This is a genomic window from Paractinoplanes maris, assembly GCF_023544465.1.
GTDB lineage: Bacteria > Actinomycetota > Actinomycetes > Mycobacteriales > Micromonosporaceae > Actinoplanes > Actinoplanes maris.
In genome coordinates this window covers 223,148-247,799 of record NZ_JALPVL010000008.1, presented here as the reverse complement: position 1 = coordinate 247,799, position 24,652 = coordinate 223,148, and the positions used below count along the sequence as shown (strand labels likewise).

Here is a 24,652-nt window from a genome sequence, read left to right as displayed (position 1 = left end):
CTGATCCTGTGTGTACTAGTGTGCTTTGCCAATGAAGGCAAGGCTTTCTAGCCTTCGGAGGCATGCGAGTACACCGTACGCAAATGCGCGTCCTCATCTCCGGTGCCGGCATCGCGGGCCCGGCGCTGGCCTGGTGGCTGCACCGCGCCGGCGCCGACGTGACCGTCATCGAGAAAGCTCCCGGCCCCCGCCCCGGCGGCCACGCCGTCGACCTCCGCGGCGCCGCCCGCACGGTGGTCGAGCGCATGGGCCTCATGCCCGACGTGCTGGCCCACCGCGTCGACGAGCGCGGCTTCGCGCTGGTCGACGAGCACGGCCGCCGCCGGGCGTCGATGCCGGCCGAGCTGTTCGGCGGCGAGGGCATCGTCGCCGAGATCGAGATCTCCCGCGGCGACCTCACCCGCGTCCTGATCGACGCCACCCGGGATCAGGCGACCTACCGCTTCGGCGACCGCATCGCCGCGCTGACCCAGCACGACGACGGCGTGGATGTCACCTTCGCGAGCGGCGGCACCGAGCGATACGACATCGTGGCCGGCGCCGACGGTGTCCACTCCGGAGTGCGGGCGCTGGCCTTCGGCCCGGAAACGGACTACGTGCGGCCGCTGGGCGGTTACGGCGCCCTGTTCACCGTCGGAGACCCGGGCGACCTCGCCGGCTGGTTCCACATGTTCAACGCACCGGGCGGGCGGGTGGCCGGTCTGCGCCCCGAGCGCGGCGGCACCGCCAAGGCGAGCCTGAGCTTCCGTACGAGGGAACGTCATGGCCGTCTCGACCGCGCGGCCCAGCAGCGGCTGGTGACCGAGCGCTTCGCCGGCGTGGGCTGGCGTGTCCCGTCGTTCCTGGCCGCGATGCCCGACGCCGGCGACTTCTACTTCGACTCGATCGACCAGGTGCACGTCGACCGCTGGCACCGTGGCCGGGTCGTGCTGCTGGGCGACGCGGGCTACTGCGGCTCCCCGCTGGCCGGCCTCGGCACCAGCATGAGCCTGGTCGGCGCGTACGTCCTGGCCGGCGAGCTGACCTCAGCCGGGACACCGATGGCAGCCTTCGCCCGCTACCAGGAGGCCATGGCCGCGTACGTCGCCGAGGGCACCCAGCTGCCGCCGGGCGGCATGGCCGGCTTCGCCCCGAACAGCCGCCTGGCGATCCGCCTGCGAGCCCTCAGCATGGGCTCGATGGGTCGCTGGCCGATGAAACAGCTGCTGGCCCGCCAGTTCGCCAAGGCCGAGGCCATCACCCTCCAGCCCTACCCCACGTTGACCGCGCCTTGAGGGCTCCTTCAGGCAGTCGAACATGTGTACTATCTGCGGATGGGTCGAGGACCGCTCCTGCACGCGGATGCTGATGCGTTCTTCGCCTCGGTGGTGCTGCGACACCGGCCGGAGCTCGTGGACCGGCCGGTCGCCGTGGTGGCTCACGTCTTCGTGGCCAGCGCCAATTATCCGGCGCGGGCGCGCGGAGTGCGGGGTGGCGTCCTGGCCCAGGAGGCGTTGCGGCAGTGCCCCGAGCTGGTGCTGATCGACGTGCCGCGCGCCGAGGTGGAGGAGGCCGGGGACGCGCTGTTCGACCTCTTTCACGAGTGCGCCCGGGCGGTCGAGCCGGGCTCGATGGAGGAGGCGTTCCTCGACGTCGGTGCGGCCGATTGGCCCGCGGCGGTCGCGGCCGGTCACGAGTTGCGCCGACGGGCGGCGGCCGAGCTGGGGATAGCCGTCAGCGTCGGGATCGGGCGGACCAAGCTGATGGCCAAGCTCGCCTCGCGCGCGGCGAAACCCGACGGGCTGCACGTGATCCGCGGCGAGCAGGAGGCCGAGCTGCGCCGCGACCTGCCGATGACGAAGGTGTGGGGCGTGGGGGCCCGGACGGTCGAGCGGCTCGCCGAGCTCGGGGTGGCAACGCTGGGCGAGATCGACACGGTTCCGTGGGACACGCTGCGACGGGTGTGCGGCACCGCGATGGCCCGCCGGCTGCGAGCGATCCGCGACGCGACCGACGACGCGGCGGTGCGGCCGGTCGAGCACCGCTCCGAGCTGTCGGCGGAGGGTTCGATCAGCGGTTACGCCCGGCCCGACTGGACGCCGGCCGAGCTTCTGGAGCGGTGCGTCGAGCGGGTGTGCCGCCGCGCCGAGCGGGCCGGGCTGGCCGCCGCGGGCCTGACGATCACCCTCCGGCCGGATGACGGGAGCCCGGCTCAAGTGCTCAGGCGAGCCGGGCGGACCGCGACGGCCGACCTGCGGGCCTGGCCGGCGGTCGCGCGCGAGCTGCTCGAGCAGGCGCCGGAGCTTGCGCTGACCGGGCTACGGGTCACCCTGACCGGCATGACCCCCGTCGACCAGCTGCCCGGCACGCTGTTCTGACCGCGAGCCCGACCCGGCAACGGATACGGCACCGGCCTGGCACGTCGATGCGGCCCGCCGTGCGGTTCGGGTGCTCGGCGGGCTGGTTCCGCCGGGGGGTGAGCCGCCGGCCAGGCCGCAAACGATGCGCATGGGGGAGCCGAGGACTGGCCCGGCGGCCGATGAAACGCGCCGGCCATCGCGCGCGGACTGGATCCGGATCATCACCGACGCCGGCGACCCCTGGCGGTGCCCCGAGCGGCAGCATCACCCTCGCCGGGCGTCAGGGCGGGGCAGTGTGCCCGTCGACAGCCTGGCGCGGGTCACGCGCGGGGTGCGCAGTGCGCGGGTCGTCGTGCGCGGGGGTGCGCTGGAGGCCTGGCGTGGGGTCGTGCGCTGGAGGCCTGGCGCGGGGCTGCGCGGGTGCACTGGGGGCTTCGGAAGCGGAACACGCCGGACGTTCGGTTGGTTCGGCACGCCATTCGTCCGATTTGCGGGGCTTATTTGGCGTTCTCGGGACGGGTGGGAGCACTGACGGCAGGGTGGCACGTGGCCGGTCAACTGGACCACGGGGGGACACGTGCATCGGAATCGGACGTTATCTCGAGCTGCCGCTGCGCTCCTGACCTTGGTGGCCGGGGCGGGCGGCGCGCCGGTCTCGGCCGCTGAGCAGCTTGCGGGAAGTGCCGTCAATCCGGCGCTGCAGACGGTCGCGCTCGGCTCGGCCGTGAGCAAGGGACCGGCGGCGATCAGGCCGTTCAGTCTTGTCGGCGTGACCTGGGCCGATCCGGCGGCCCGGGTCGGCGGTGTCGTCCAGGTGCGCACCCGCGCGGCCGACACCCGCCGGTGGTCGTCGTGGCTGACGCTCGAGACCGACGGTCGCGCTCCGGCCGACGTACGGGGATCGTCGGACCCCCTGTGGGTCGGACCGTCCGATGGTGTCCAGGCCCGCGTGACCGGCGCTCGGGGTCCGCTGCCGGCCGGACTCCGCATGGACCTGATCAATCCCGACGCCGCCGACGCGGTCACTCCCCCGGCGGGCGGCAGATCCATTCCGCACCCGGCCAAGGCACCGGCCACGATCAGAACCGCCACACCGCATGCCGCCACGCCGACGCCCAGCGGCACCATCGCCGCGCGGCAAGCAGAGAACCCGAGGCAGGACGCCGGGCGGACCGAGAAGACGACCGCCCGGGCCGTTGTGCCGTTGCCCGCGCGGCCGGTTCCGCGGCTGGTCACGCGGGCCGGGTGGCGGGCCAACGAGGCGATCGTCAAGGGCGTGCCCGAATACACCGGGCCGACCCAGGTCTTCTTCGTGCATCACACGGCGACCGGCAACGGCTACAGCTGTTCGCAGTCGGCGAGCATCGTGCGGGGGATCCAGGCCTATCAGGTGCGCAGCCGGGGCTGGGACGACATCGGCTACAACTTCCTGATCGACAAGTGCGGCACGGTCTTCGAGGGGCGTGGCGGTGGTGTCGCGCGCACGGTGCTCGGTGCGCACACGCTCGGCTTCAACGCCGATGCCAGCTCCATCGCGGTGATCGGCTCCTACGGCGGCCTGCGGGTCACCCCGCGGGTCCAGACCGTGATCGCCGCCGTGGCCGCTTACAAGCTCGGGGCGTACGGGAATCCGCCGAGCGGCCGGGTGGTGGTCACCTCGACCGGGGCCGACCGCTTTCCCCGGGGTCGGCGCGTGCCGTTCTTCCGGATCTCGGGGCACCGTGACGCCGGGCAGACCGCGTGCCCGGGCAACGCCCTCTATGCCCAGCTGCCGTCGATCCGCGCGATCGCCGGCGCCGCCCCGACCGGCCTGCGGCTGACCGCCATGCGGGGCGCCGCCCACGCCGGCGCCTGGTATTTCACCAAGGGCGTCATCCAGCCGGCCTGGACGGTCAGCACGCCGGCCGGGCTGATCAACCGCTACGAGGTCTGGGTCGACGGTGTCCTGCGGGTCGCCACGCCGGCCGGTCGCCGCTTCGCCCCGATCCGGCTCGCCCCGGGCGGGCACACCGTCACCGTGCGCGCGCTGCACCTGTCGGGCCGGTCCACGGCCGTGAGCAGCCGGGTCTTCGCCGACACGAGCGCGCCGGTCTTCAGCCGTGAGCCCGACGTGGCACTGCGGCCGGGCACTGTCGATCTCAGCGCGGTGCCGATGCACCTCGACTGGACCGTCCGCGACAACGCCAGCCTGGGTTCGGTGCGCTTGACCCGGCCCGCGACCGTCAATCTGGGCGTCACTTCCCGTACGCGGAACGTCGGCGCCCCCGCCAACCGGCCCACCACCTTCACGGTGCGCGCCACCGACCGTGCCTTCAACGCCGTGAGTGCCTCAGTCACCCGTACGCCGGTGGTGGTCTCGGAATCGTCGGCCCAGCGCACCGGAACGTGGCGTCCACTGAGCAACGGGTCCTATCTCGGCGGCACCGCGGTCGGCGGCAGCGTGCGCGGCACGAGCGCGTCGTGGCGGTTCAGCGGCAGCTCGGCGGCGCTCGTGCTCAGCCGGGGCCCGCGCGCCGGCCGGATCGGGGTGTTCCTCGACGGGCAGCCGCAGGGTCTGATCGACCTGCGCTCCGCTCGGCCGCAGCCACGTCAGGTGGTGTGGTCACGCTGGTGGCCGCAGAGCGGCGAGCACACCGTACGGATCGTGGTGGAAGGCACGACGGGTCGGCCGGGGGTCGCCCTCGACGGGCTGGTCTATCTGAAGTAACTGACAGAAGGTGTCAGTCTCTGCGGGAAGGATCGCGTTCATGAGTGGATTCGCAACGCTGGCCATGATCAATCTGGACGCGTCCGACCCGGCCGGACAGGCCCGTTTCTACGCCGCTGTGCTGGGCTGGGAGGTCCAGCACAGCCAGGCCGAGTACGCGATGATCGGCGACGGCTCGACCAGCATCGGCTTCGGGCAGGTGCCCGGATATTCGGCTTCGGGCTGGCCGCGGGAGAGCTCGCCCAAGCGCTACCACCTCGACTTCTACGTCGACGACCTGGACAAGGGTGAGCAGCAGGCGCTGGCGCTGGGCGCGACGAAGCCCGACGAGCAGCCGAACGCCGACCGCTGGCGGGTGCTGCTCGACCCCGAGGGTCACCCCTTCGACATCTGCCTCAAGAGTTGAGGGCCTGAGTCACCAGACCGGTGATCGTCCACCCGGCGATGCGATCGAAGTCGGGTTCGCGACCCTGGCCACCTTCGGCCAGGGTCGCGGCCAGTTGCGGGAAGTCCCCACTGGCCACCGCCTCACCGATGAGCGCGACCTGTTCCGGTACGGGCGTCGTCCCGGCCACCTCGGCCGTGACGAACGTGGCCACCAGCCCGGTGAGCAGCGCGACGATCTCCATCTTGATCGACCCGGGCAGGCCGGTCGGTTCGAGCGCGGCCAGGCCCTGTTCCAGATAGGCGAGCGTGTTGCGGCCGGTCAGCCGCCGGTTGGGCAGGGCCGTGGGTAGCCACGGATGCGCCCGCATCAGGGTGCGCTGGGAACGGGCCAGGGCCAGCAGATCCGTACGCCAGTCGCCGGTGATCGCGATCGGCGGGACGGTCCCGGAGATCCGGTCGACCATCAGATCCACCAGGCGGTCCTTGTCCGGGACGTACGTGTAGAGCGACATCGCGCCGGCGCCGATGTCCTGGGCGATGCGGCGCATCGTCACCGCCCCCAGTCCTTCGACGTCGGCGATGCCGATCGCGGCGTCCACGACCTGCTCCCGGGTGTGCGCGGGCGGACGTCCGCGAGCCATCGATGCCTCCTGCTACTATTTTTGGTACGACGTACGATAATTGCGGGGGTGGACCGATGAAAAGACTGCCACTGTCCCTCCGACTCCTGAGCCGCCGGGCCCCGGGCCCCTACACCGTCCAGCGGGAAACGGCCGTGCCCGTGCCCGCCGCCGACGGGGTCGCGCTGCTCACCGACCACTACGCGCCGGCCGCCGGCGCGCCCTGCCCGACCGTGCTCGTCCGGGCCCCGTACATCCGAAGTGGTTTCCCCTGGAACCTGCTGTACGGCGTCCGCGTCGCCGAGCAGGGCTTCCACGTGCTGCTGCAGAGCACCCGAGGCACCCAAGGATCGGGGGGCGAATTCCACCCCTGGCGCCACGAGACCGCCGACGGCGTCGCCGCGGTCGAGTGGCTGCGCAAGCAGAGCTGGTTCACCGGCGAGCTCTACACCCTCGGCGCCAGCTACATGTCCTATTCGCAAGCCGCCCTGGCCGCCGACCCGCCACCCGAGTGGCGCGGCGCCGTGATGCAGCTCGGCCACACCGACCCGTACGACTTCTTCTGGGCCGGCGGCGCGTTCGGCCTGGAGCGGGCAATCGTCGGCGGCATGGCTTTGAAACAGGGCGGAGCCACCTCGGGCGATCTGCTCATCGGCGCGCTGCGCCTGAAGTACCGCTTGCAGCGCGCCATCCGGGGGCTGCCGCTCCTCGACGCGTATCCGTCGGCGTTCGGGGGCCGGCGGCCACAGTTCGAGGAGTGGCTCACCCACCCGACACCCGAGTTCTGGGAGGGCGCGTCGATGTCCGCCGCGGCCGGCGCGATGGAGGTGCCGGTCAGCCTGCTGCTCGGCTGGTGGGATCTCACCCTCAACCAGGTGCTCGATCAGCATGCCGCGCTGCGCGCCGCCGGCCGCGACGTCGACCTGCTGATCGGCCCGTGGACCCACACGTCGGCCCTCGAGAAGGGCTGGACCGAGATCTTCGCCCAGACGATGCGCCGGCTGCGCGGCGAGCCTCCGGCCTATCGCGTACGGGTCCACGTGGGCGGCGTGGACGAATGGCGGGACCTGCCCGACTGGCCCCCGCCCGGCACCCGCGCCGAGCACCTGCGCCTCGACTCGTTCGACGCGGCACGGGGTTGGCAATTCCGGTACGACCCCACCGACCCGACCCCGTCGATCGGCGGCCCGCTGCAGTCCCCGACCCAGGGCCAGGTCGACAACGCCGAGCTCGAACGCCGCTCCGACGTGCTGCTCTTCACCAGCGACCCGGTCGAGAGGCCGCTCACGCTGATGGGCCCGGTCCGCGCCGAACTGGACGCCGCCACCACCGCCGCCAGTGCCGACCTCTTCGTCCGCCTCTGTGACGTGGACCCCACCGGTCGCTCCCTGAATATCTGCGACGGCCTGACCCGGATGACCACCGAGGGCCGCGTCACCGTCGACATGGGACACACCGCGCACGTGTTCCGGCCCGGCCACCGCCTGCGGGTCCAGATCAGTGGTGGGGCGCATCCCCGCTTCCTGCGCAACTACGGCACCACCGAGCCGGTGGGCCCGGCCACCCGCCTGGTCCCCACCGAGACAACGATCACTCCCGGCTCCGAACTCGTGTTGACCTTGGTTTGAAGCCTCCCGTCGTGGGGGTATTGGCTGCGCCGCCACCCCCACTATCGAGGAGCTTCCATGTCCGTTCAGGGCATCTTCTATCTGATCGCCATCATTCTGCTTGTGCTGGCCGCGCTGCCGATCTCGTCCCGCGGTGTCAGTTTGGCGTTGCTGGGGGCGGCTTTCGCGTTGCTCGGCTACTCCTGGGACACCATTACCGGCTGATCCCGCTCTTGTCTGATCTGGGCGCCTGGCTGCATGCAGCCAGGCGCCCAGCCTCATGTTGCGCGCTTCTCATCTTGGGCCGGCATTCCCAGCCCCACGAAGCGATCAGCGGCGGCAGGGGCGCAGTGTGCACGGGGGTAGACCTTGGGGCTCTGCCCCAATCCCCGGCCGCTCGAAAAGATCAACTGGGTTTGTTGCGGTGGTGGGCTTGGTTGATCTCTCCGCGTCGGAAGCCGGGAGCGAATCGCAAGCTGGGGCAGGCCGCAAGAAGAGCGCTTGCGGCCTGCCCCAGCTCACGATGAGCTGAGGCTGCCGCCCCGGAGAGATCAACCAAGCTTCAGGACGGATTTTGTGGACGGAGCACCGCCATGGCAAAGCTCGGCATAACGCGCCCCGCTCTGAGCCGATTCAAGTCGTCGGCTGTTGGCGCCGCGTAAACTTGATTCGCGCGGCTCGGCCGGGGGGCTACGCACGCATCGGCCAATGGTTGGGGCGAAGCTACGCGTGCGTCGCCCGCTTGGGCGTAAGCCGAGGCGAAGCCCGGCCGGCGTTCAGCCGCCGAGACGGCACCGGCAAGTAGAGCCATGCACCCAGCGGCCGTTGCACGATGTATGCCGAAGGCGGACGCGACCGGCATTGTTAAGTTCCCGCATCCCACCACCCACGTCGGCCTGCTGAAGCGGACCGCCTCGCTTCGTCCCCAACGCGGCAGCCAGATCCCTCACCCGTCAGGTGACCGCCACCCCGACCAGGCACCCAGCAGCCGGTGACCCAAGTCGATGCCGCCGGCAAGCTCGCCCGTCCACCGCAACAAATCCCCGCCCACCAAGCCACCCCGACACAGCCCAGAGGGAGGCAACGCGGGTTATCCCACCGACCGCCGATAAACCACAGCCTGCCAAGGAGCCAGAGTCCAGTCCTTGTCCGGCGGCGCCGACAGATTGGTCAGCACGAGCTCCGCCCCCGACCAGTCGTCCTCGAGGTCTGCCTTGACCGCCGCCCCCGAGAAGTTCCCGATCACCAGCAGCTCGGTCCCGCCCAGCCGACGGGTGTACGCGTACAACTGCTCGTGGTTGGGCAGCAGCATGGTGAAGTCACCGTCCACCACAGCCGGCTCGTCGTGGCGCAACGCGATCAGCTGGCGGTAGTAGTGGTAGACCGAGTCCGGATCGCCTTGGGCGGCCTCGGCGTTGACCTCCGGGTAGTTCGGGTTGACCGCCAGCCACGGCGTTCCGGTGGTGAAGCCCGCGTGCTCCGAGACGTTCCACTGCATGGGCGTGCGGGCGTTGTCGCGGCCGCGGGCTCGCAGGACCGTCAGGACCTCGTCGGGTGACCGTCCCTCGTGGTCGATGGCCTGCGCGTACTGGCCCAACGCCTCGATGTCGCGGAACTCGTCGATCGTCCGGAAGGGAAAGTTCGTCATTCCCAGTTCTTCGCCCTGATAGACGTACGGCGTGCCGCGGTGCAGGTGGAGCACGGTGCCCAGCATTTTGGCGGACGCCACCCGGTATTGCGCACTGTCGTCGCCGTAGCGGGAGACTGCCCGGGGCTGGTCGTGGTTGTTCCAGTAAAGGCTGTTCCACCCGACCTCGGCCAGGCCGGTCTGCCAGCGGTTGAAGATGGCTTTCAGGTTGGTCAGCTGCAGCGGCATCAGGAGCCACGGGTCTTCGCCGCGGTCGGCCCAGACGTGGTCGAACTGGAAGACCATGTCGACCTCGTTGCGCTGCGGGTCGGTGAACAGTTTCGCCTCGTCGACGGTGACGCCGGGCATTTCGCCGACGGTCAGCAACGCGTCGCGGCCGGCGAAGACCTCGCGGTGCATCTCCTGCAGGAACTCGTGGATCCGGGGGCCGTTGATGAAGCCGGCCGAGCCGTCACCGTAGAGCGATCCGGCTGTGACGCGGCCGTCGGGGAGCGGCACCACCTTGGAGATCATGTTGATGACGTCCATCCGGAAGCCGTCGATGCCCCGGTCGAGCCACCAGTTCATCATCGCGTAGACGGCCTGGCGGACCTCGGGGTTCTCCCAGTTGAGGTCGGGCTGCTTCTTGGAGAACAGGTGCAGGTAGTACTCGCCGGTCTTCTCGTCGAGTTCCCAGGCCGAGCCGCCGAACACCGAGCCCCAGTTGGTCGGTTCGGCGCCGGGGGTGCCCGGCTCCATGCCGTCGCGGGCCGGCTGCCACCAATACCAGTCGCGCTTCGGGTTGTCCTTGCTGGAACGGCTCTCGATGAACCACGGGTGTTCGTCCGAGGAGTGGTTCACGACCAGGTCCATGATCAGCTTCATGCCCCGGGCGTGGATACCGGCCAGCAGTTCGTCGAAGGTCTCCAGGTCGCCGAAGACCGGTTCGATGTTCTGGTAGTCGCTGATGTCGTAACCGTTGTCGTCCTGCGGGGAGGGATAGATGGGCGACAGCCAGATCACGTCGACGCCGAGACCGGACAGATGGTCCAGGTGGTCGATGATGCCGCGCAGATCGCCCATGCCGTCGCCGTCGGCGTCCGCGAAGCTGCGCGGGTAGATCTGGTAAACAACCGCACTCTTCCACCAGAGATCCGTCATGGGTCTTCTCTAACACGAGAACGCCGGATCAAACCGCTGGGCATACTAAGCACGTGTTAACTACCTGTACGAGGCATTTGTCATGAAGGTCGCCATGCTGGGCCCGATCGCCTGGCGTACGCCGCCCCGGCACTACGGGCCCTGGGAGCTGGTGACCAGCCTGATCACCGAAGGCCTGGTCGACCGCGGCATCGACGTCACGCTGTTCGCCAGCCTCGACTCGATCACCAAGGCCACCCTGGACGGGGTCGCCCCGGGCGGGTACGAGGAGAACGACGCCCTGGACGGCCGGGTCTGGGAAGCCCTGCACGTGGGACACGCCCTGGCCCGCTCGGGTGAGTTCGACATCGTGCACAACCACCTGGACTGGCTGCCGCTGGCCTTCTCGGAGCACTGCGCGGCGCCCATGGTGACCACGATCCACGGCTTCTCGGGGCCGAACATCCTGCCCGCTTATCGCCGCGGGCGCTCGGCGTACGTCTCGATCTCGGACAGCGACCGCTCCCCCGACCTCGACTACCTCGGCACGGTGCACCACGGCATCGACCTCGACGCGCTGCCGGTGCACACCGGGAGCCGGGACGACCTGATCCTGTTCGGGCGCATCCACCCCGACAAGGGCACCGACCTGGCCATCGAGATCGCCCGGCGGGCCGGCCGGCGGCTGGTGATGTGCGGGATCGTGCAGGACCGGGAGTACTTCGAGGAGCTGATCGAGCCGCGGATCGACGGGGACCGGGTCGTCTACCTGGGGTCGGTCGGGCCGGACGAGCGCGGGACGATCCTCGGGTCGGGGCTCGCGCTGCTGCATCCGATCCGGTTCGCCGAGCCGTTCGGCCTGTCGGTGGTGGAGTCGATGGCCTGCGGGACGCCCGTGATCGCGTACCGGAAAGGGTCGATGCCCGAGGTGGTCGACGAGGGCGTCACCGGGCATCTCGTCGAGGACGTGGACGAAGCGGTCGCCGCGGTCGGCCGGATCGGCGGGCTCGACCGGGGCGCCTGTGCCCGCCGCGCCCGAGAACGGTTCTCCCGTGACCGCATGGTCGAGGACTACCTGGCGATTTACCGGAAAATCGTCGAGTGAATGGTCTTTCTTGTTAACGTCGTAATGTGAATTGCGCGTTAATCCGGGCAATTTCCCGGATCTCCGCAATGGCGTTTGCGCGCGCCCGGCACAGTCCTGTCCGGGTGCGCTGAGCCGTGCTGCGGAGAAGGGTCCGCAGAGCGAGAAAGGCCACGTCATGCCCGCGACGTACGGTTTCCTGAGTACCTATCCGCCGACCCAATGCGGTTTGGCCACGTTCAATGCGGCGCTGGCCACGCATCTGAACACCAACGGCGGCTCGGGAGTCGTCCGGCTGCTCGCCGGTGACAGCATCAGCGGCGGAATCGAGCTCGACCGCGCCGCTCCGCGGACCGTGCACACCTGGCACACCGACACCCCCGGTGGCTGGCAGGCCGCGGCCAACGCGCTCAACCGCTTCGACGTGGCGATCCTCCAGCACGAGTACGGCATCTATCCGGGCGACGCCGGCAACGAGGTGCTGCCGCTGCTGCGGGCCCTGCAAGTGCCCTCGATCGTCGTGCTGCACACCGTGCTCAGCTCGCCCGACCCGCTGCAGCGGCAGGTGCTCGAGCGGATCGCGGCCACGGCCGACGCGGTCGTCACCATGACCGACACCGCCCGGCAGCGGCTGACCGCCGGCTACGACGTCGACCCGCGCAAGATCTCGGTGATCCCGCACGGTGCGGCCAGCCGCGGGACCGGCCCGCGCGCCGACCACGACCGCCCGCACCTGCTCACCTGGGGGCTGCTCGGGCCGGGCAAGGGCATCGAGTGGGCGCTGCGGGCGCTCGCCCTGCTCGGCGACGTCGACCCGGCGCCGGTCTACACGGTCGCCGGGCGGACGCATCCGAAGGTTCTGGAGCAGTTCGGTGACGCGTACCGGGACTCGCTCAAAGCCCTCGCCGCCTCGCTCGGGGTGACCGACGCGGTGAGCTGGAACGACGCCTATCTCGACGAGGACGACCTGACCCGGCTGATCCGCTCGGCCGACGTGGTGGTGCTGCCCTACGACTCCACCGAGCAGGTCACGTCGGGCGTGCTGATCGAAGCCGTCGGCGCCGGCATCCCGGTCGTGGCGACCGAGTTCCCGCACGCCGTGGAGCTGCTGGCCGACGGGCCCGGGCTGCTCGTGCCGCACCAGGACCCGGAGGCGATGGCCTCGGCCATCCGGCACGTGCTGGCCGAGCCGGGACTGCCTGGGCGGCTCACCGGCCTGGCCGGCGGCCCGACGCTGCGCTGGCCCGCCGTGGCCGCCCGCTACCAGTCGCTGGCCTCCCGCCTGCTCGCCACCCGCTCGCCGCTCGCCGCGTCGGTTCCGGCGTGATCACGGCTTCCGGTGGGCTGCGACTGGTGCCACCGCCGATCCAGCTGGCCGACGCGCCGCTGCCCGACTGGAGTCACGTCGCGCGCCTGTCCGACGACACCGGTCTGCTCGAGCACGCCCGCAACGCCATCGTCCGGCGCGAGCACGGCTACTGCGTCGACGACGTGTCCCGCGGGCTGCTGCTGATCAGCCGCGAGCCGCGGCCGACCGCCCAGCTCGTCGGGCTGGCCGAGCGCTATCTGGCGTTCCTGACCCACGCCCAGGCACCCGGCGGCTTTCGCAACCGTTTCTCGTACGAGCGGCGATGGCTGGACGAGCCGTCGCTGGGTGACTGGTGGGGCCGCGCCCTGTGGGGCCTGGGGACTGCCGCCGCCCGCTCGACCGTGCCCTGGATCCGGCGGGAGTCGCTGAACGCGTTCCTCATCGGCTGCCGGGAGCGGTCGCCGTGGTCGCGGGCGATGGCGTTCGCCGGGCTGGGTGCGGCCGAGGTGCTGCGGGCCGACCCGCGGGCCACCGAGGCGGCCGAGCTGCTGGCCGACGCGGCCACGGTGATCGGCCTGCCCTCGCAGAAGGAGGCCGAGTGGGTCTGGCCCGAGCCCGAGCTCACGTACGCGAACCCGGCCCTGCCCGAGGTGCTGATCGCCGCCGGCGACCTGCTCGGCGACGAGACCCTGCTGCGGTCGGGGCTCAAGATGCTGGCCTGGCTGTGCCGCGAGCAGGACAACGAGGGGCACCTGTCGGTGGTGCCGGTCGGCGGCTGGCGGCCCGGCGTGCCCAAGCACCGCTTCGACCAGCAGCCGATCGAGGCCGCCGCCACCGCCGACGCCTGCGCCACGGCGGCCGCGGTCACCGGCGACGACCGCTGGGACGAACAGCTCTTCCGGGCGATCGCCTGGTTCCTGGGCGACAACGACGGCCAGACGACGATGTACGACCCGCTAACCGGTGGATGTTATGACGGACTGATGGCAACTGGTCCTAATGTGAACCAAGGAGCCGAATCCACCCTCGCGCTCGTCTCCACGTTGCAGCATGCCCGCACGCTGGCGACCCGGAGCGCGACCCGACCCTCAGGCGGCCTGGCGTGACCGCAACGATGAATACTCAGACCATGACCACTCGGCACGACGTCGTGATGCAGCCCGACGGGCGGCGCGTCGTCATCAAACTGTTCGTGCCCGGCGAGGACTCGCAGACCGTCAAGAACCGGGCGGGCCGGCTGATCGAGCGCATCCTGCAGCTCGACGAGGCCGAGATCGCGACGCTGCTCGACGACGTGCTGACCCGCTTCGGCGGCCGGCACCACGACCTGCTCGGCACCTTCCAGCACCACTACGAGCTGGTGCAGCACCGGGTGCCGTCCGAGATCGAGCTGTCCCCGACCGCCCGCACGCTGATCGGGGCGTACTTCAGCCACGAGTTCGCGGTCGAGGCGGCGGCCCTGTGCAACCCGTCGATGGTCGAGCACCCCGACCAGGCCGGCCTCGAACCGGGCGAGCTGCGGGTGGCGATCAGCCTGCGGCAGATCGGCGAAGGGCACATCTCGTCGATCGGATTCTGCTCGGCCGTGCTCGGCCCCGGCGCCAAACTCCGCATGGAGAGCCGCGAGGGCCCGCTCATGGTGGGCCAGCGGGTGGGCGCCACGCACTGGAAGAACCAGCTGGCCGCGGCCATGATCGACGCCCAGATCGACAACGAGGCCTCGGCCTACGTCATCTCCACGCTGCCCGAGCGGTTCACCGACAGCGAGTTCGAGGACGTCATCTCGCACGTGCCCGGTGAGCTGCTGGCCCGGCCGCAGTCGCAGGAGACCATCGACCAGATCCGGCACATCGTGTCCGAGGACTACGCGGTCGAGTTCCCCTGCGCGGTGCCGCTGCACCAGCGGGTGATGTGGCCGGCCACCCCGGCCGAGAGCAACGGCATGGAGGACGCGCGGTTCGTGCGCGTCACCGACCCGGACGGCCGGCACGTCTATCAGGCGACCTACACCGCGTACGACGGCCGGCAGATCTCCGGGCGGGTGATCTTCTCGCGCGACCTGCGGCACTTCGAGGTGACCCGGCTGAGCGGACTGGCCGCGCGCAACAAGGGCGTGGCGCTGTTCCCGCGCTATGTGAACGGTCAGAAGATGGCGCTCTGCCGCTCCGACGGCGAGACGCTGGGGCTGGCGGTCCGCGACGAGCAGCACCGGTGGCAGCAGTCCGCGCCGCTGCTGACGCCGCACCGCGGCTGGGACCTGATCCAGGTCGGCAACTGCGGCTCGCCGATCGAGACCGAGGCCGGCTGGCTGGTCGTCACGCACGGGGTCGGCCCGATGCGGCGTTACGCGATCGGCGCGATGCTGCTCGACCTGGACGACCCGTCGCGGGTCATCGCCGACCTGCCCGCGGGGCTGATCGACCCGGACGAGGTCGAGCGCGAGGGATACGTGCCGAACGTTGTCTATTCGTGTGGCGGGCTCGTGCACGAGGGGCGGTTCTGGCTGCCCTACGGCGCGAGCGATGTGCGGGTCGGCTTCGCCAGCGTGCCGCTCGACACCCTGATCGCGCGGATGGTGCCGACCGGGTACTAGCGGGCGCTTCTCAGCGGGCGTCGTGGACCAGCAGGGCGATCTGCACCCGGTTGGTCAGCGACAACTTCGTGAAGATCCTCGAGACGTACGCCTTGACGGTGGCCGTGCTCATCAGGAGCTCCGAGGCGATCTCCTGATTGGTGCGGCCCTCGGCGATCAGCCGGGCGACGTCGCGCTCGCCGGGACTGAGCCGTTCCAGAGCCGTACGGGCCCGGTCGCGGCCGGGGTCGGCGCCGGAGACCATGCCGATCATCTTGCGCAGCACCTCGGGCGACATCATCGGCTCACCGCCCGCCACCCGCCGGACGGCGTCGGCGATCTCGCGCGGTGGCGTGTGCTTGAGCAGGAAGCCGCCCGCCCCGGCCCGCAGCGCGCGCAGCACGTGCTCGTCGGTGTCGAACGTGGTCAGCACGATCACCTGGGGCGCGTCCCGGCGCTTGCGCAACGACTCGGTGGCGGAGAGCCCGTCGAGGCCGGGCATGCGGATGTCCATCAGCACGACGTCGGGCCGGTGGGTGTTGACGGCGGCGGCGACCTCGGTGCCGTCGGTGATCGCGCCGACCACCTCGAGGTCGTCGAACGCGCCCAGCATCATGGTCAGCCCCGCCCGCACCAGCGCGTCGTCGTCAACGAGCAGAACCTTCACTGTGTCCACGGGAGCCAGGCTCTCAGGTGGAACTCGCCGGCCGCCGTCGGGCCGTGCTCGAGGCGGCCGCCGACCAGCGCCACCCGCTCGCGCAGCCCGGCCAGCCCGGTGCCGGCACCCGGCATGGCCGGGCCCTGCGCGGTGATGGTGTTGTGCACGGTGACGTCGAGGCCGTGCTCGGCACCGCCGCTGATGGCCACGCTGACCGGGGCGCCGGGCGCATGCTTGCGGGCGTTGGTGAGCGCCTCCTGCACGATGCGGTAGACGTGCCGGCCCACCGTCTCGGGCACGCCGTCGCCGCCGTCGAGCGTGAGCCCCACGTCGGCGCCGGCCGACCGGGACTGCTCGACCAGCGCGGGCACGTCACCCAGGGTCGGCTGGGGCTGATCCTCGGCCGGGGCGCGCAACATGTGGATCACCGAGCGGAGGTCCTCGAGCGCGTCGTGCGCGGTCGCGCGGATGACGCCGGCCGCGTGCTGCTCGCCGTCGGAGGCGTCGCGGCGTACCTCGAGGGCGCCCGCGTGGACCGCGAGCAGGGACAGCCGGTGGGCCAGCACGTCGTGCATCTCGCGGGCCAGGCGCTCCCGCTCGGCCAGCCGGGCCTGCTCGACCCGCAGCCGCTGACCCTCCTCGGCCTGGCGGGCGCGCTCGGCCCACGAGGCGACCAGCAGGCGGTGCGAGCGGATGAGCATCGCGATCGCGACCAGGCTGACGTGCAGGAGCACGAGGAAGACGACGCTCTCGACATAGAGGCGGGTGGCGCCGAGGGCGATGTAGTAGATCGCGGCGACCAGCACCGAGTGCAGGGCGACCAGGCTGGCCGCGACCCACGGGCGGCGGTGCAGGCCGACCGCGAAGAGCGCGACCGGGGTGGCTCCCATCGGCAGCGCGAACAGGATGCCGAGCGGGATCAGCACCAGGGTCAGGGCCACCGGACGGCTGCGGCGGAAAAGGATCAGCCCGGCCGCGGCGAGCACCCCGGTCGCCACCTCGAACGCGACCGGAGCGCTGTCACCCTCCGAGATCGAGGTGCGGAGGAACACGACGCCGAGAGCCGTGGCCGCCAGGGCCAGCGACAGCTCGACCATCCATCTCCGCACGTCCCCGACGCTACCGGCGGCGCGCACGCGCGGGCAGTCGACTTTGGTCTACGTCCGGTCGACCCCGGTCGCTACCGGCGGCCCGGCGGCGACGGAAGACTCGGTGGCGTGCTGGAACAGGAAACGACCGTGCCCACGCCCTGGTGGATCCGGGTCCTCGTGTGGCTCACCCTGCCGATCGCGGGCGCCGCGCTGCTGTGGGGGATCCTCTGGGTGATCGATCGGGTGCCGTTCGGCGGGCCGTTCGAGCTGATCCGGCGGCTGCCCGAGCCGTGGGATCTGGTGGCCGGGCTCGGGATCGGACTGATCGCCGGGCTGATCCTGGCCGCGCTGGTCGACGCCGAGTCGCTGACCGTCCGGATCACGCCGCTCGAGGTGGTGCTGACCCGGCCCGGTCACCGGCGAGCGGTGGCCAAGGGCGAGATCGCGCTGGCCTTCCCCGACCGCGACCAGCTCGTGCTGCTCGGCCGCACCGGGCGGGAACTGGCCCGGGAGCCGTCCCATCTGTCCCAGCAGAAACTGAGTGCGGCGTTCGGCTCGCGCGGGGTGGCCTGGGCCGAGAAGGATCCCTACCTCGACGCCTACCGGCGGTGGGTGCCCGGCCTGCCCGACCTGCCCGACGCGGTGTTCACCGCCCGGCAGAAGGCGCTGAGCTCGGGCGACGACGACGACGCGCGCGAGCTGCGCGAGGAGCTCGGACGGCTGGGGTTCGTGGTGCGCGACGAGAAGAAGCGTCAGTACTGGCGGCGCGCCTCCTGAGCCGCGCCGGTCACTTGAACTGTGCCGGTCACCTGGACTGTGCCGGTCACCGCCCAGATCGTCAGGATGGCCAGGAAGTCGCCTCGGATGCCCGCCTCGTCGACGTGCGAGAACCAGCTTTCCCGTACGCCCGGGGGTGTCATCCAGGCCTCCTGGGGCACCATCGGGTTGACCATCGGCAGCACCACCGCGGCCGACGGCGGGTCACCGAAAACGCAGGTCACCGGGGTGGCGACAACGTCGCACAGGCCCTTGCCGACAAGCCGGCGCCGCAGCGTGCGGCCCATGTCGACCTGCTTGGGGGTCAGCCGCCCGTGCATGGCCGCCACGACGGTGCGGGCCAAGGCCGGCGGCACGCCGTCGAAGGCCAGAGAACTCCAGTCGGTGTCGATCAGGCACAGCCGGCCGCCGGGCCGGGTCACCCGCACCATCTCGGCGATGGCCAGGTCGGCGTCGTCGACGTGCTGGAGCACCCGCTCGCACCAGACCCCGTCGACGCTGTCCGAGGGCAGCTCGAGCGCGGACACGTCGCCGGTCAGATAGCGCACGTTGCTGCCGTCGTGCCGCCGGACCGCGGCGTCGATGGTGGCCGCCGAATAGTCGAGCGCGGTCACCGAGCCGGACGGACCCACCACACCGGCGAGCCGGCGGGCCACCTCACCGGCGCCGGAGCCCGCGTCGAGCACCCGCCAGCCCGGCTCGGGGCGGAACGTGTCCATCGCCGTACGGCGCACCCGCTGGATCTCGGGATGGCGCCCCATCGCGTCGAGGGCGGCCAGCAGCATCGCGGTCATCTCCCGCGGCTGCCCATCCAGGTCGGCGAACGGCGTACGTTCCTTTTGCTTCATGCGTCGAATGTTGACGCATCAGAAGCTCCCCAGTCCGGAACCCGTCATCCATCCGACAGGCAGCCTCACCCGACCACCGTGACACTCAGGGCGCGAGTTGCTCGATCGTCAGGCGGCTGTCCTGGCCACCTTGAACCCGTGCCGCTCGAGAGCACGGACGATGCGCGTGCCCGGAACGGAAGGGAGCGGTGGCGTCAGGCGGCGATGGTGACCGAGAGCTCCCTGGGGGCGCCGAATTCCTCGATGAGACCGGCCAGCGCCTCGCGGAGGTCTTCCAGGGCAGCCTCCTCCGTGTCGCCCTCACCGTTCGCACCCAGGCCTGGACGCAGCTGGGCGTGGGCGCACCACACGCCGTCCTCGTCGCGCTCGACCACGACAGGCACCGTCGCCGTGCGAAACTCGGCCATGGGATCACGATAGCGCGATTCATAGATCGAGATCCCGGGCCTTTCAGTGCGCTCCGGTCGGTGTTGTGAGCTGCCCATACGTCCTCTTCTCCGATCGTGGCCAACGGGCGGATTCGCCGCCGGCGAAGTGCTTCGTCCGAGCTGCGCTTGCTCGTCGTGGGGGAACCCTATGGCCTGACGGAGCCGGCTGAGGTCGTTGTCCACAGGGCGGGTGACAGCGGGTGTCCGTTGTCCACAGGCTGCGGGGCAGCGTGCGAGAACAGGCCGCGGATGTGGCAAGGTTTCGAAGCATGAGTGACGCGGTGCGGTTCGGGCTGGTGGGCTATGGCTCGGGTGGGCGGACCTTTCATGCTCCCCTGATCGCCTCGGCGGCCAATGTCGAATTCCTGGGCGTGGTCACGACCAACGACGAGCGCCGTAAACAGCTGGCCGAGCAGCATCCGGGGGCGGCCGCGTTCGACTCGATCGGGGCGCTGGCCGAGGCCGGGGCCGAGGCGGTGGCGATCTCGACGCCGGTCACCACCCACGCCGAGCTGGCGCTCGAGGCGATCTCGCATGGGCTGCACGTGGTCTGCGACAAGCCGTTCACGCTGACCGCGCCGGCGGCCCGTGAGGTCGTGGCGGCCGCCAAAGACAAGGGCGTGCTGCTGAGCGTCTATCAAAACCGGCGCTACGACTCCGACTTCCGCACGCTGCGGCGCCTGATCGACGACGGGCAGTTCGGCACGGTGCGCCGCTTCGAGTCCCGGTTCGAGCGGTGGGCACCCGAGCGCAAGCCCGGCGCGGCCGGCGGCGGCACACTGCTCGACTTCGGCTCGCATCTGGTCGACCAGGCGCTGGTGCTCAACGGTCCGGCCGTCCGGGCCTATGCGGAGGTTCGCGGCAGCGGCGAGCTCGACGACGACTTCTTCCTCGCGCTGCATCACGTCAACGGTGTCGAGTCGCACCTGTGGGGCAGCTGGCGCCAGGGCGCGCCGGGGCCGCGCTATCGGGTGGCCGGCACCACCGGCACGTTCGTGGTCGTCGGCGTCGACGGGCAGGAGGCCGCGCTCAAAGCCGGCCGGTCCCCCGCCGACCTCGGTGACGAGTGGGGGGTCGAGCCCGAGGAGAGCTGGGGCCGCATCTATCGCGGCGACGACGGCACCAAGGTGCGCAGCGAGCGCGGCCGGTGGGATCTCTACTACCCGGCCTTCGCGGCGGCGGTGCGCGGTGAGGGCCCGCTGCCGGTCGACCCGGCCGACGTCGTGCGCAACATGACCGTGCTCGACGCGGCCCGCGAGAGCGCCCGCAGCGGCCAGGCCGTCCGGCTCTGACCGCGCCGGCCAGCCATTGACCGAGCGCGCGGCGGGCACCCAGCGAGCGACGCTCGGCGGGCGACGCTCGGCCCGGTGCTGCGACTCAGCGAGCGACGCTCGGCCCGGTCGCTCAGTTGGCGACAGGCGGCCGCTCAGTGGGTGACGCGTAGGCCGCTCAGGGCTATGCCGAGGACGCGGTCGCGCTGGGCGTCGTCGACGTAGGTTGCTGAGGTCAGGCCGGAGACCAGGCGCAGCAGGTCGTCGAAGCCGGCGTCGGTGCGGACCTCGCCGGCCGCCTGAGCGCGCTGGAAGAGTGGCTCGCCGGCCTCGTACATGGTGGCGCGGCACGACCGGAACATCTCGGACTCGCGGTTGAGCGCCTCGATGACTGCTCGTTTCGTGCCCACGTACGAGACGAACTGATCGAGCCAGGCGGTGAGCGCCTCCCACGGCGGCCGGTCGGCGACCTCCTCGGCGACGCGGGCGAGCTGGCTGATCTCCTCGACGTACACGGCCTCGAACAGGTCCTGGCGGGTCGGGAAGTTGCGGTAGAGCGTCCCGATGCCCACGCCGGCGCGACGGGCGATGTCCTCCAGCGAGGCCTCGGTGCCGTTCTCGGCGAACGCCTCGCGGGCCGCGGCTAACAGGGCTTCGAAATTGCGCCGCGCATCAGCACGCTGCGGACGGCGTACGGCAACCGCCACAGTGACCCTCCCCACAGTCGTTCCGGTTGCGAACCGGAGGCACCCCTCCACTAATGTGGAGGCATGCCTCGACTTTACCAGCGCTCACCGCGAACGACATTCGCGGTCCTGGCCGCCGCGGCGGCGGCCTTCTCGCTCATGCAGTCGCTGGTCACGCCGGTCCTCCCGACGATCCAGCAGGACCTGCACACCTCGGCCGGCACGGTCACCTGGGTGCTCACCGCCTGGCTGCTCTCGGCCTCGGTCGCCACCCCGCTGATGGGCCGGATCGCCGACATGACCGGCAAGGACCGCGCACTGCTGGTCGCGCTGGCCGCCATCGCCGTCGGCTGCCTGCTGGCCGCGCTGGCTCCCAACATCGCCGTGCTGATCGTGGCCCGCGTCATCCAGGGGCTCGGCGGCGCGATCTTCCCCGTCTCGTTCGGCATCCTGCGCGACGAGTTCCCGCCGGCCCGGGTCACCTCGGCGATCGGGGTCATGGCCGCGGTCATCGCCACCGGCGGCGGCCTCGGCATCGTGCTGGCCGGTCCGATCGTCGGCGCGCTGAGCTGGCGCTGGCTGTTCTGGCTGCCCCTGGCCGTCGTCGTGCTCGTCGGGCTGGCGGCCTGGCGTCTCGTGCCGGCCTCGCCCGTTCGCACTCCCGGACGGGTCAACTGGCTCTCGGCCGCGCTGCTGTCGGGCTGGCTGGTCGCCCTGCTGCTGCCACTGAGCAAGGCCACCGCCTGGGGCTGGACCTCCGGCCGTACGCTCGGTTTCCTCACCGCCGGCGTCGTCCTGCTCGCCGCCTGGCTGCTCGCCGAGTTCCGCTCGGCCGAGCCGCTGATCGACATGCGCATGATGCGGCTGCCCGCGGTGTGGACGGCCAACCTGGTGGCGCTGCTCTTCGGGGCGGCCATGTTCGGCGTGTTCGCCTTCCTGCCCCAGCTCATGCAGATCCCGCGCTCGTCGGGCTACGGCTTCGGCGCGACGGTCACCGGGGCCGGCCTGCTGATGCTGCCGATGCTGGTCACGATGGCCGTGTTCGGCTCGTTGAGCGGACCGCTCACACGGTGGGCGAGCAGCAAGGCGCAGCTGTTGTGGGGCGCCGGGTTGAGCACCTTGGCCACCCTGTCGCTGGCCCTGCGCCACGGCGAGCAGTGGGAGGTCGCGGTGGCCGGCGGCGTCTTCGGGATCGGCCTCGGCCTGGTCTACTCGTCGCTGGTCAACCTGATCGTCCAGAGCGTCCCGCGCCACCAGACCGGCGTGGCCAGCGGCATGAACACCAACATCCGTACGATCGGCGCCTCCATCGGCACCGCGGTGGTCAGCTCCATCATCACCAGCCACCCGGGCGCCCAGGGCGTGCCCGCCGAGTCGGGCTTCACCGAGGCGTTCCTGGTGCTGACCGTGGTCGCCGGCGCCGCCTTCCTGGTGGCCCTGCTGGTGCCCACGGCCCGGGCCCCGCAAGCCGAGCCCGAGCCCGAGCCCGAGCGGGAGCGCAGCCCCGAGACACTGCCGGAGCTGTCCCCGGTCGAAGTCTGATCGCACCGCACACCACACAGCGCGCACCCACCCCCAGGGGCGGGTGCGCGCTTTTTGCGGGCCGCTCGTCAGACGTGCCATCGTCGATACAAGCGACTAGAGTGCGGGCGACTAGTTGGCGAACGACCGAAGTTAGAGGCTTCAGTGATGCGATCGAACACGACGCCGCCGCCCAGCCCTACGCTGACGGGGGAACACTCAGGGGCTGGCCGGCGAGAAACGTTGCCAATGAGAACTGTGCCGGAAAAGACTTTGCCCCGGGTCGCATGCAAGCAGAGGCGAGTCCCGGGGCGTACGACTACGAGGCTAGCACAGCGTCGGCCCGTTCTGAACCTGCCGGAGAATTCACGTGTCTGTCCGTGAGCCCGATGCCGAGTGGGTCAAGAGGTTCCTCTCCGTGCCGCGATTCAAGCCCTACGTCCGGGACTGCGCAGGTGACGAAGCCGTGGCTCTGGAGCTCTACTGGTGGAACATCGAAGTGTCAGCTGCCTTCTATCCCGCGCTCAACTTTCTGGAAGTCATCCTGCGCAACGCTTTCCATGACGAGCTGACCTCCAACTACGCGCGATCCGAGTGGTGGACAACCGCTCCGCCGGTCGGTGATGGCGCGTTCGTGATCGATGCCGCTCAGCGAAAGCTCAACCGGACCAGCGGCCACGTGCCGACCTCGGACGACGTCGTCGCCGCGATGCCGTTCGGCTTCTGGGTCTCGTTGCTCAGCCGCAGCAACGAGGAAGTCATGTGGCGGCCCGCCCTCTATCGAGCCTTCCGCCCCGGCTACCGCGGGCCGCGCCGCCAGATGCACGCTCATCTCGAGCATCTCCGCATGTTCAGAAATCGCATCATGCACCATGAGCCGGTTCACATGCGACACCTCGAGGCGGACCGCGAGCGCATCTATGAGCTCGTGGAATACCTCGCACCGGGCGCCACGAGAATGCTGGAGCGCGTCGACAATCTCGCGGAGGTCCTGGCCCGGCGGCCCGTGCCGTATCTCGGAAGAGGGCGGAACAGGGCCTGATCAGACGGTGATGTGGGCCAGCAGGTTGTCGACCACCTCGTCGATGCCGGCCAGCAGGGATAGGTGACCCTCGTCGGGGAGCAGGTGAACCTCGGCCCCGGGAACGTGGCCGGCCAGCCAGTGGCCGTGGGCGGCCGGGACCATGCGGTCCTGCTCGCCCTGCCAGATCGCCACCGGCACCCGGAGGTCCTCTAGGGGGAAGCCCCAGCCGGCGAGGAAGGCCAGGTCGTCCTCCCGCCACCCGGCGATGCCGGCCGACACCGCGTATCGGGTCGACTCGGCCAGGTATTCGGCGAAGCCGCCGGTCAGGGCAGTCTTGTCCACCTCGGACAGCAGGTCGCCGAAGGCCTCGACCACGTCGTCGGCCGTCACCCGGGCCAGGTCGCCGGCCATCGACGTGAGCAATGTGTCGAGCGCTTGCACGCTCTCGGCCGCCGCGGCGAACTCGGCGACGTTCTCCTCACCCATGCCGGCCGACCAGTCGAGGTTCTTGGCCTCGTAGGGGGCCACCCCGGCGATGGTCGCGGCGCCGACGCAGCGTCCGGGCAGCTGGGCCGCGCAGGCCAGGGCGTGCGGACCGCCGCCGGACCAGCCGATCGTGACGAAGTGGGCCGCTTCCAGCCCGTCGAGCAGGGCCGCGGTGTCGGCGGCGACGTCGGCCACCCGGCGACCGGGGTGCGGTGAGGAGCCGCCGTAGCCGGGGCGGCTGGCCAGGACGATGCGCAGGCCGTGCCGCAGGGCGGAGTCGAAGACGGGCGCGTAGCGGACGGCGCCGGACGGGGTGCCGTGGTGCAGGACCAGGGGCAGACCGCCGGGCGGCCCCTCGACGAGGTATTCGAGCGTGCGGCCGTCAGGCAGGACGATGCGTTCCACGCGAACGAATGTACGCAAGCGACACGTCCACCGCCCGCCGATCGGCCTCAGCTGACCCGAAGGGG

The 24,652-nt window shown here is 70.9% G+C and carries 22 protein-coding genes; 14 read left to right on the top strand and 8 right to left on the bottom strand.

From position 1 onward, the window contains the following. Positions 1-83 precede the first annotated feature (83 nt). From NAG42_RS24050 to NAG42_RS24035, 4 genes are all read left to right on the top strand, one after another. Positions 84-1,274 (top strand): FAD-dependent monooxygenase, encoded by a 1,191-nt coding sequence (locus NAG42_RS24050; RefSeq protein WP_250033239.1) that lies wholly within the window; start codon positions 84-86, stop codon positions 1,272-1,274. Between the two features lie 39 nt (positions 1,275-1,313). Further along, complete coding sequence (locus NAG42_RS24045) at positions 1,314-2,357, top strand: Y-family DNA polymerase (RefSeq protein WP_250033238.1); 1,044 nt, start codon at positions 1,314-1,316, stop codon at positions 2,355-2,357. Between the two features lie 559 nt (positions 2,358-2,916). Further along, a complete protein-coding gene (locus tag NAG42_RS24040; protein WP_498370594.1) occupies positions 2,917-5,046 on the top strand; it encodes an N-acetylmuramoyl-L-alanine amidase in 2,130 nt (709 codons plus the stop codon). A 40-nt stretch (positions 5,047-5,086) separates the two neighbouring features. Beyond that, on the top strand, positions 5,087-5,452 hold the full coding sequence (locus NAG42_RS24035; RefSeq protein ID WP_250033236.1) for a VOC family protein: 366 nt from the start codon (positions 5,087-5,089) through the stop codon (positions 5,450-5,452). On the opposite strand, the gene NAG42_RS24030 is transcribed toward NAG42_RS24035, so the two are convergent. Then, a complete protein-coding gene (locus tag NAG42_RS24030) occupies positions 5,442-6,074 on the bottom strand; it encodes a TetR/AcrR family transcriptional regulator (RefSeq protein WP_250033235.1) in 633 nt (210 codons plus the stop codon). The genes NAG42_RS24035 and NAG42_RS24030 overlap by 11 nt on opposite strands. A 56-nt stretch (positions 6,075-6,130) precedes the next feature. On the opposite strand from NAG42_RS24030, the gene NAG42_RS24025 reads away from it, so the two are divergent. Next, complete coding sequence (locus tag NAG42_RS24025) at positions 6,131-7,681, top strand: CocE/NonD family hydrolase (protein WP_250033234.1); 1,551 nt, start codon at positions 6,131-6,133, stop codon at positions 7,679-7,681. A gap of 57 nt (positions 7,682-7,738) precedes the next feature. Further along, on the top strand, positions 7,739-7,885 hold the full coding sequence (locus NAG42_RS24020) for a hypothetical protein (RefSeq protein ID WP_250033233.1): 147 nt from the start codon (positions 7,739-7,741) through the stop codon (positions 7,883-7,885). A gap of 865 nt (positions 7,886-8,750) precedes the next feature. Here NAG42_RS24020 and NAG42_RS24015 read toward each other — a convergent pair. Then, a complete protein-coding gene (locus tag NAG42_RS24015; protein WP_250033232.1) occupies positions 8,751-10,448 on the bottom strand; it encodes a glycoside hydrolase family 13 protein in 1,698 nt (565 codons plus the stop codon). An 82-nt stretch (positions 10,449-10,530) separates the two neighbouring features. On the opposite strand from NAG42_RS24015, the gene NAG42_RS24010 reads away from it, so the two are divergent. The 4 genes from NAG42_RS24010 to NAG42_RS23995 all read left to right on the top strand — a co-directional run bounded on the left by NAG42_RS24010 (position 10,531) and on the right by NAG42_RS23995 (position 15,413). Next, the gene (locus NAG42_RS24010) at positions 10,531-11,532 is read left to right on the top strand and encodes a glycosyltransferase family 4 protein (protein ID WP_250033231.1); all 1,002 of its coding nucleotides are present in this window, start codon (positions 10,531-10,533) and stop codon (positions 11,530-11,532) included. Positions 11,533-11,689: 157 nt separating this feature from the next. After that, on the top strand, positions 11,690-12,838 hold the full coding sequence (locus NAG42_RS24005) for a glycosyltransferase (RefSeq protein ID WP_250033230.1): 1,149 nt from the start codon (positions 11,690-11,692) through the stop codon (positions 12,836-12,838). Further along, positions 12,838-13,926, top strand: a complete 1,089-nt coding sequence (locus NAG42_RS24000; RefSeq protein WP_438872445.1) for a glycosyltransferase — start codon at positions 12,838-12,840, stop codon at positions 13,924-13,926. The genes NAG42_RS24005 and NAG42_RS24000 overlap by 1 nt, the downstream gene beginning before the upstream one ends. 23 nt (positions 13,927-13,949) lie before the next feature. Further along, on the top strand, positions 13,950-15,413 hold the full coding sequence (locus tag NAG42_RS23995; RefSeq protein WP_250033228.1) for a glycoside hydrolase family 130 protein: 1,464 nt from the start codon (positions 13,950-13,952) through the stop codon (positions 15,411-15,413). A gap of 10 nt (positions 15,414-15,423) precedes the next feature. Here the strand turns inward: NAG42_RS23995 and NAG42_RS23990 are convergent, their stop codons facing one another. Continuing rightward, positions 15,424-16,068: a response regulator transcription factor gene (locus tag NAG42_RS23990; protein WP_308201181.1), complete on the bottom strand. Its 645-nt coding sequence runs from the start codon at positions 16,066-16,068 to the stop codon at positions 15,424-15,426. Then, on the bottom strand, positions 16,056-17,159 hold the full coding sequence (locus NAG42_RS45040) for a sensor histidine kinase (RefSeq protein ID WP_250033227.1): 1,104 nt from the start codon (positions 17,157-17,159) through the stop codon (positions 16,056-16,058). Before NAG42_RS45040 ends, NAG42_RS23990 begins: the two co-directional genes overlap by 13 nt. Positions 17,160-17,267: 108 nt before the next feature. Here NAG42_RS45040 and NAG42_RS23980 point away from each other — a divergent pair, with 108 nt between their 5' ends. Beyond that, positions 17,268-17,918 carry a YqeB family protein gene (locus NAG42_RS23980; RefSeq protein ID WP_250033226.1) on the top strand — a complete coding sequence of 217 codons (651 nt, stop codon included), beginning with the start codon at positions 17,268-17,270 and terminating at the stop codon, positions 17,916-17,918. On the opposite strand, the gene NAG42_RS23975 is transcribed toward NAG42_RS23980, so the two are convergent. Beyond that, complete coding sequence (locus tag NAG42_RS23975) at positions 17,894-18,766, bottom strand: methyltransferase domain-containing protein (protein ID WP_250033225.1); 873 nt, start codon at positions 18,764-18,766, stop codon at positions 17,894-17,896. The two genes, NAG42_RS23980 and NAG42_RS23975, sit on opposite strands and share 25 nt — an antisense overlap. A 194-nt stretch (positions 18,767-18,960) precedes the next feature. Beyond that, a complete protein-coding gene (locus NAG42_RS23970) occupies positions 18,961-19,173 on the bottom strand; it encodes a type II toxin-antitoxin system HicB family antitoxin (protein WP_250033224.1) in 213 nt (70 codons plus the stop codon). A gap of 290 nt (positions 19,174-19,463) precedes the next feature. Here NAG42_RS23970 and NAG42_RS23965 point away from each other — a divergent pair, with 290 nt between their 5' ends. Then, complete coding sequence (locus NAG42_RS23965) at positions 19,464-20,486, top strand: Gfo/Idh/MocA family protein (RefSeq protein WP_250033223.1); 1,023 nt, start codon at positions 19,464-19,466, stop codon at positions 20,484-20,486. A gap of 134 nt (positions 20,487-20,620) precedes the next feature. Here the strand turns inward: NAG42_RS23965 and NAG42_RS23960 are convergent, their stop codons facing one another. Next, positions 20,621-21,172, bottom strand: coding sequence for a TetR/AcrR family transcriptional regulator (locus NAG42_RS23960; protein WP_250033222.1), 552 nt, complete (start codon positions 21,170-21,172; stop codon positions 20,621-20,623). Positions 21,173-21,235: 63 nt separating this feature from the next. Between NAG42_RS23960 and NAG42_RS23955 the strand changes: the two genes are divergently transcribed. Together NAG42_RS23955 and NAG42_RS23950 are read left to right on the top strand one after the other, a co-directional pair. Next, positions 21,236-22,693 carry an MFS transporter gene (locus tag NAG42_RS23955; protein WP_250033221.1) on the top strand — a complete coding sequence of 486 codons (1,458 nt, stop codon included), beginning with the start codon at positions 21,236-21,238 and terminating at the stop codon, positions 22,691-22,693. Positions 22,694-23,138: 445 nt separating this feature from the next. After that, positions 23,139-23,714, top strand: coding sequence for a hypothetical protein (locus NAG42_RS23950; RefSeq protein WP_250033220.1), 576 nt, complete (start codon positions 23,139-23,141; stop codon positions 23,712-23,714). Here the strand turns inward: NAG42_RS23950 and NAG42_RS23945 are convergent, their stop codons facing one another. Beyond that, a complete protein-coding gene (locus tag NAG42_RS23945) occupies positions 23,715-24,587 on the bottom strand; it encodes an alpha/beta fold hydrolase (RefSeq protein ID WP_250033219.1) in 873 nt (290 codons plus the stop codon). Positions 24,588-24,652: the final 65 nt, after the last annotated feature.

What these genes read in the sequence shown, in the direction of transcription:
- NAG42_RS24025 (WP_250033234.1), top strand. Translation starts at nt 6,131, where the DNA reads ATGAAAAGACTGCCACTGTCCCTCCGACTCCTGAGCCGCCGGGCCCCG.
- NAG42_RS23975 (WP_250033225.1), bottom strand. Translation starts at nt 18,766, where the DNA reads ATGAAGCAAAAGGAACGTACGCCGTTCGCCGACCTGGATGGGCAGCCG.
- NAG42_RS24005 (WP_250033230.1), top strand. Translation starts at nt 11,690, where the DNA reads ATGCCCGCGACGTACGGTTTCCTGAGTACCTATCCGCCGACCCAATGC.
- NAG42_RS24020 (WP_250033233.1), top strand. Translation starts at nt 7,739, where the DNA reads ATGTCCGTTCAGGGCATCTTCTATCTGATCGCCATCATTCTGCTTGTG.
- NAG42_RS24010 (WP_250033231.1), top strand. Translation starts at nt 10,531, where the DNA reads ATGAAGGTCGCCATGCTGGGCCCGATCGCCTGGCGTACGCCGCCCCGG.
- NAG42_RS23970 (WP_250033224.1), bottom strand. Translation starts at nt 19,173, where the DNA reads ATGGCCGAGTTTCGCACGGCGACGGTGCCTGTCGTGGTCGAGCGCGAC.
- NAG42_RS24050 (WP_250033239.1), top strand. Translation starts at nt 84, where the DNA reads ATGCGCGTCCTCATCTCCGGTGCCGGCATCGCGGGCCCGGCGCTGGCC.
- NAG42_RS23955 (WP_250033221.1), top strand. Translation starts at nt 21,236, where the DNA reads ATGCCTCGACTTTACCAGCGCTCACCGCGAACGACATTCGCGGTCCTG.
- NAG42_RS23965 (WP_250033223.1), top strand. Translation starts at nt 19,464, where the DNA reads ATGAGTGACGCGGTGCGGTTCGGGCTGGTGGGCTATGGCTCGGGTGGG.
- NAG42_RS24030 (WP_250033235.1), bottom strand. Translation starts at nt 6,074, where the DNA reads ATGGCTCGCGGACGTCCGCCCGCGCACACCCGGGAGCAGGTCGTGGAC.
- NAG42_RS24015 (WP_250033232.1), bottom strand. Translation starts at nt 10,448, where the DNA reads ATGACGGATCTCTGGTGGAAGAGTGCGGTTGTTTACCAGATCTACCCG.
- NAG42_RS24045 (WP_250033238.1), top strand. Translation starts at nt 1,314, where the DNA reads ATGGGTCGAGGACCGCTCCTGCACGCGGATGCTGATGCGTTCTTCGCC.
- NAG42_RS23995 (WP_250033228.1), top strand. Translation starts at nt 13,950, where the DNA reads ATGACCACTCGGCACGACGTCGTGATGCAGCCCGACGGGCGGCGCGTC.
- NAG42_RS24035 (WP_250033236.1), top strand. Translation starts at nt 5,087, where the DNA reads ATGAGTGGATTCGCAACGCTGGCCATGATCAATCTGGACGCGTCCGAC.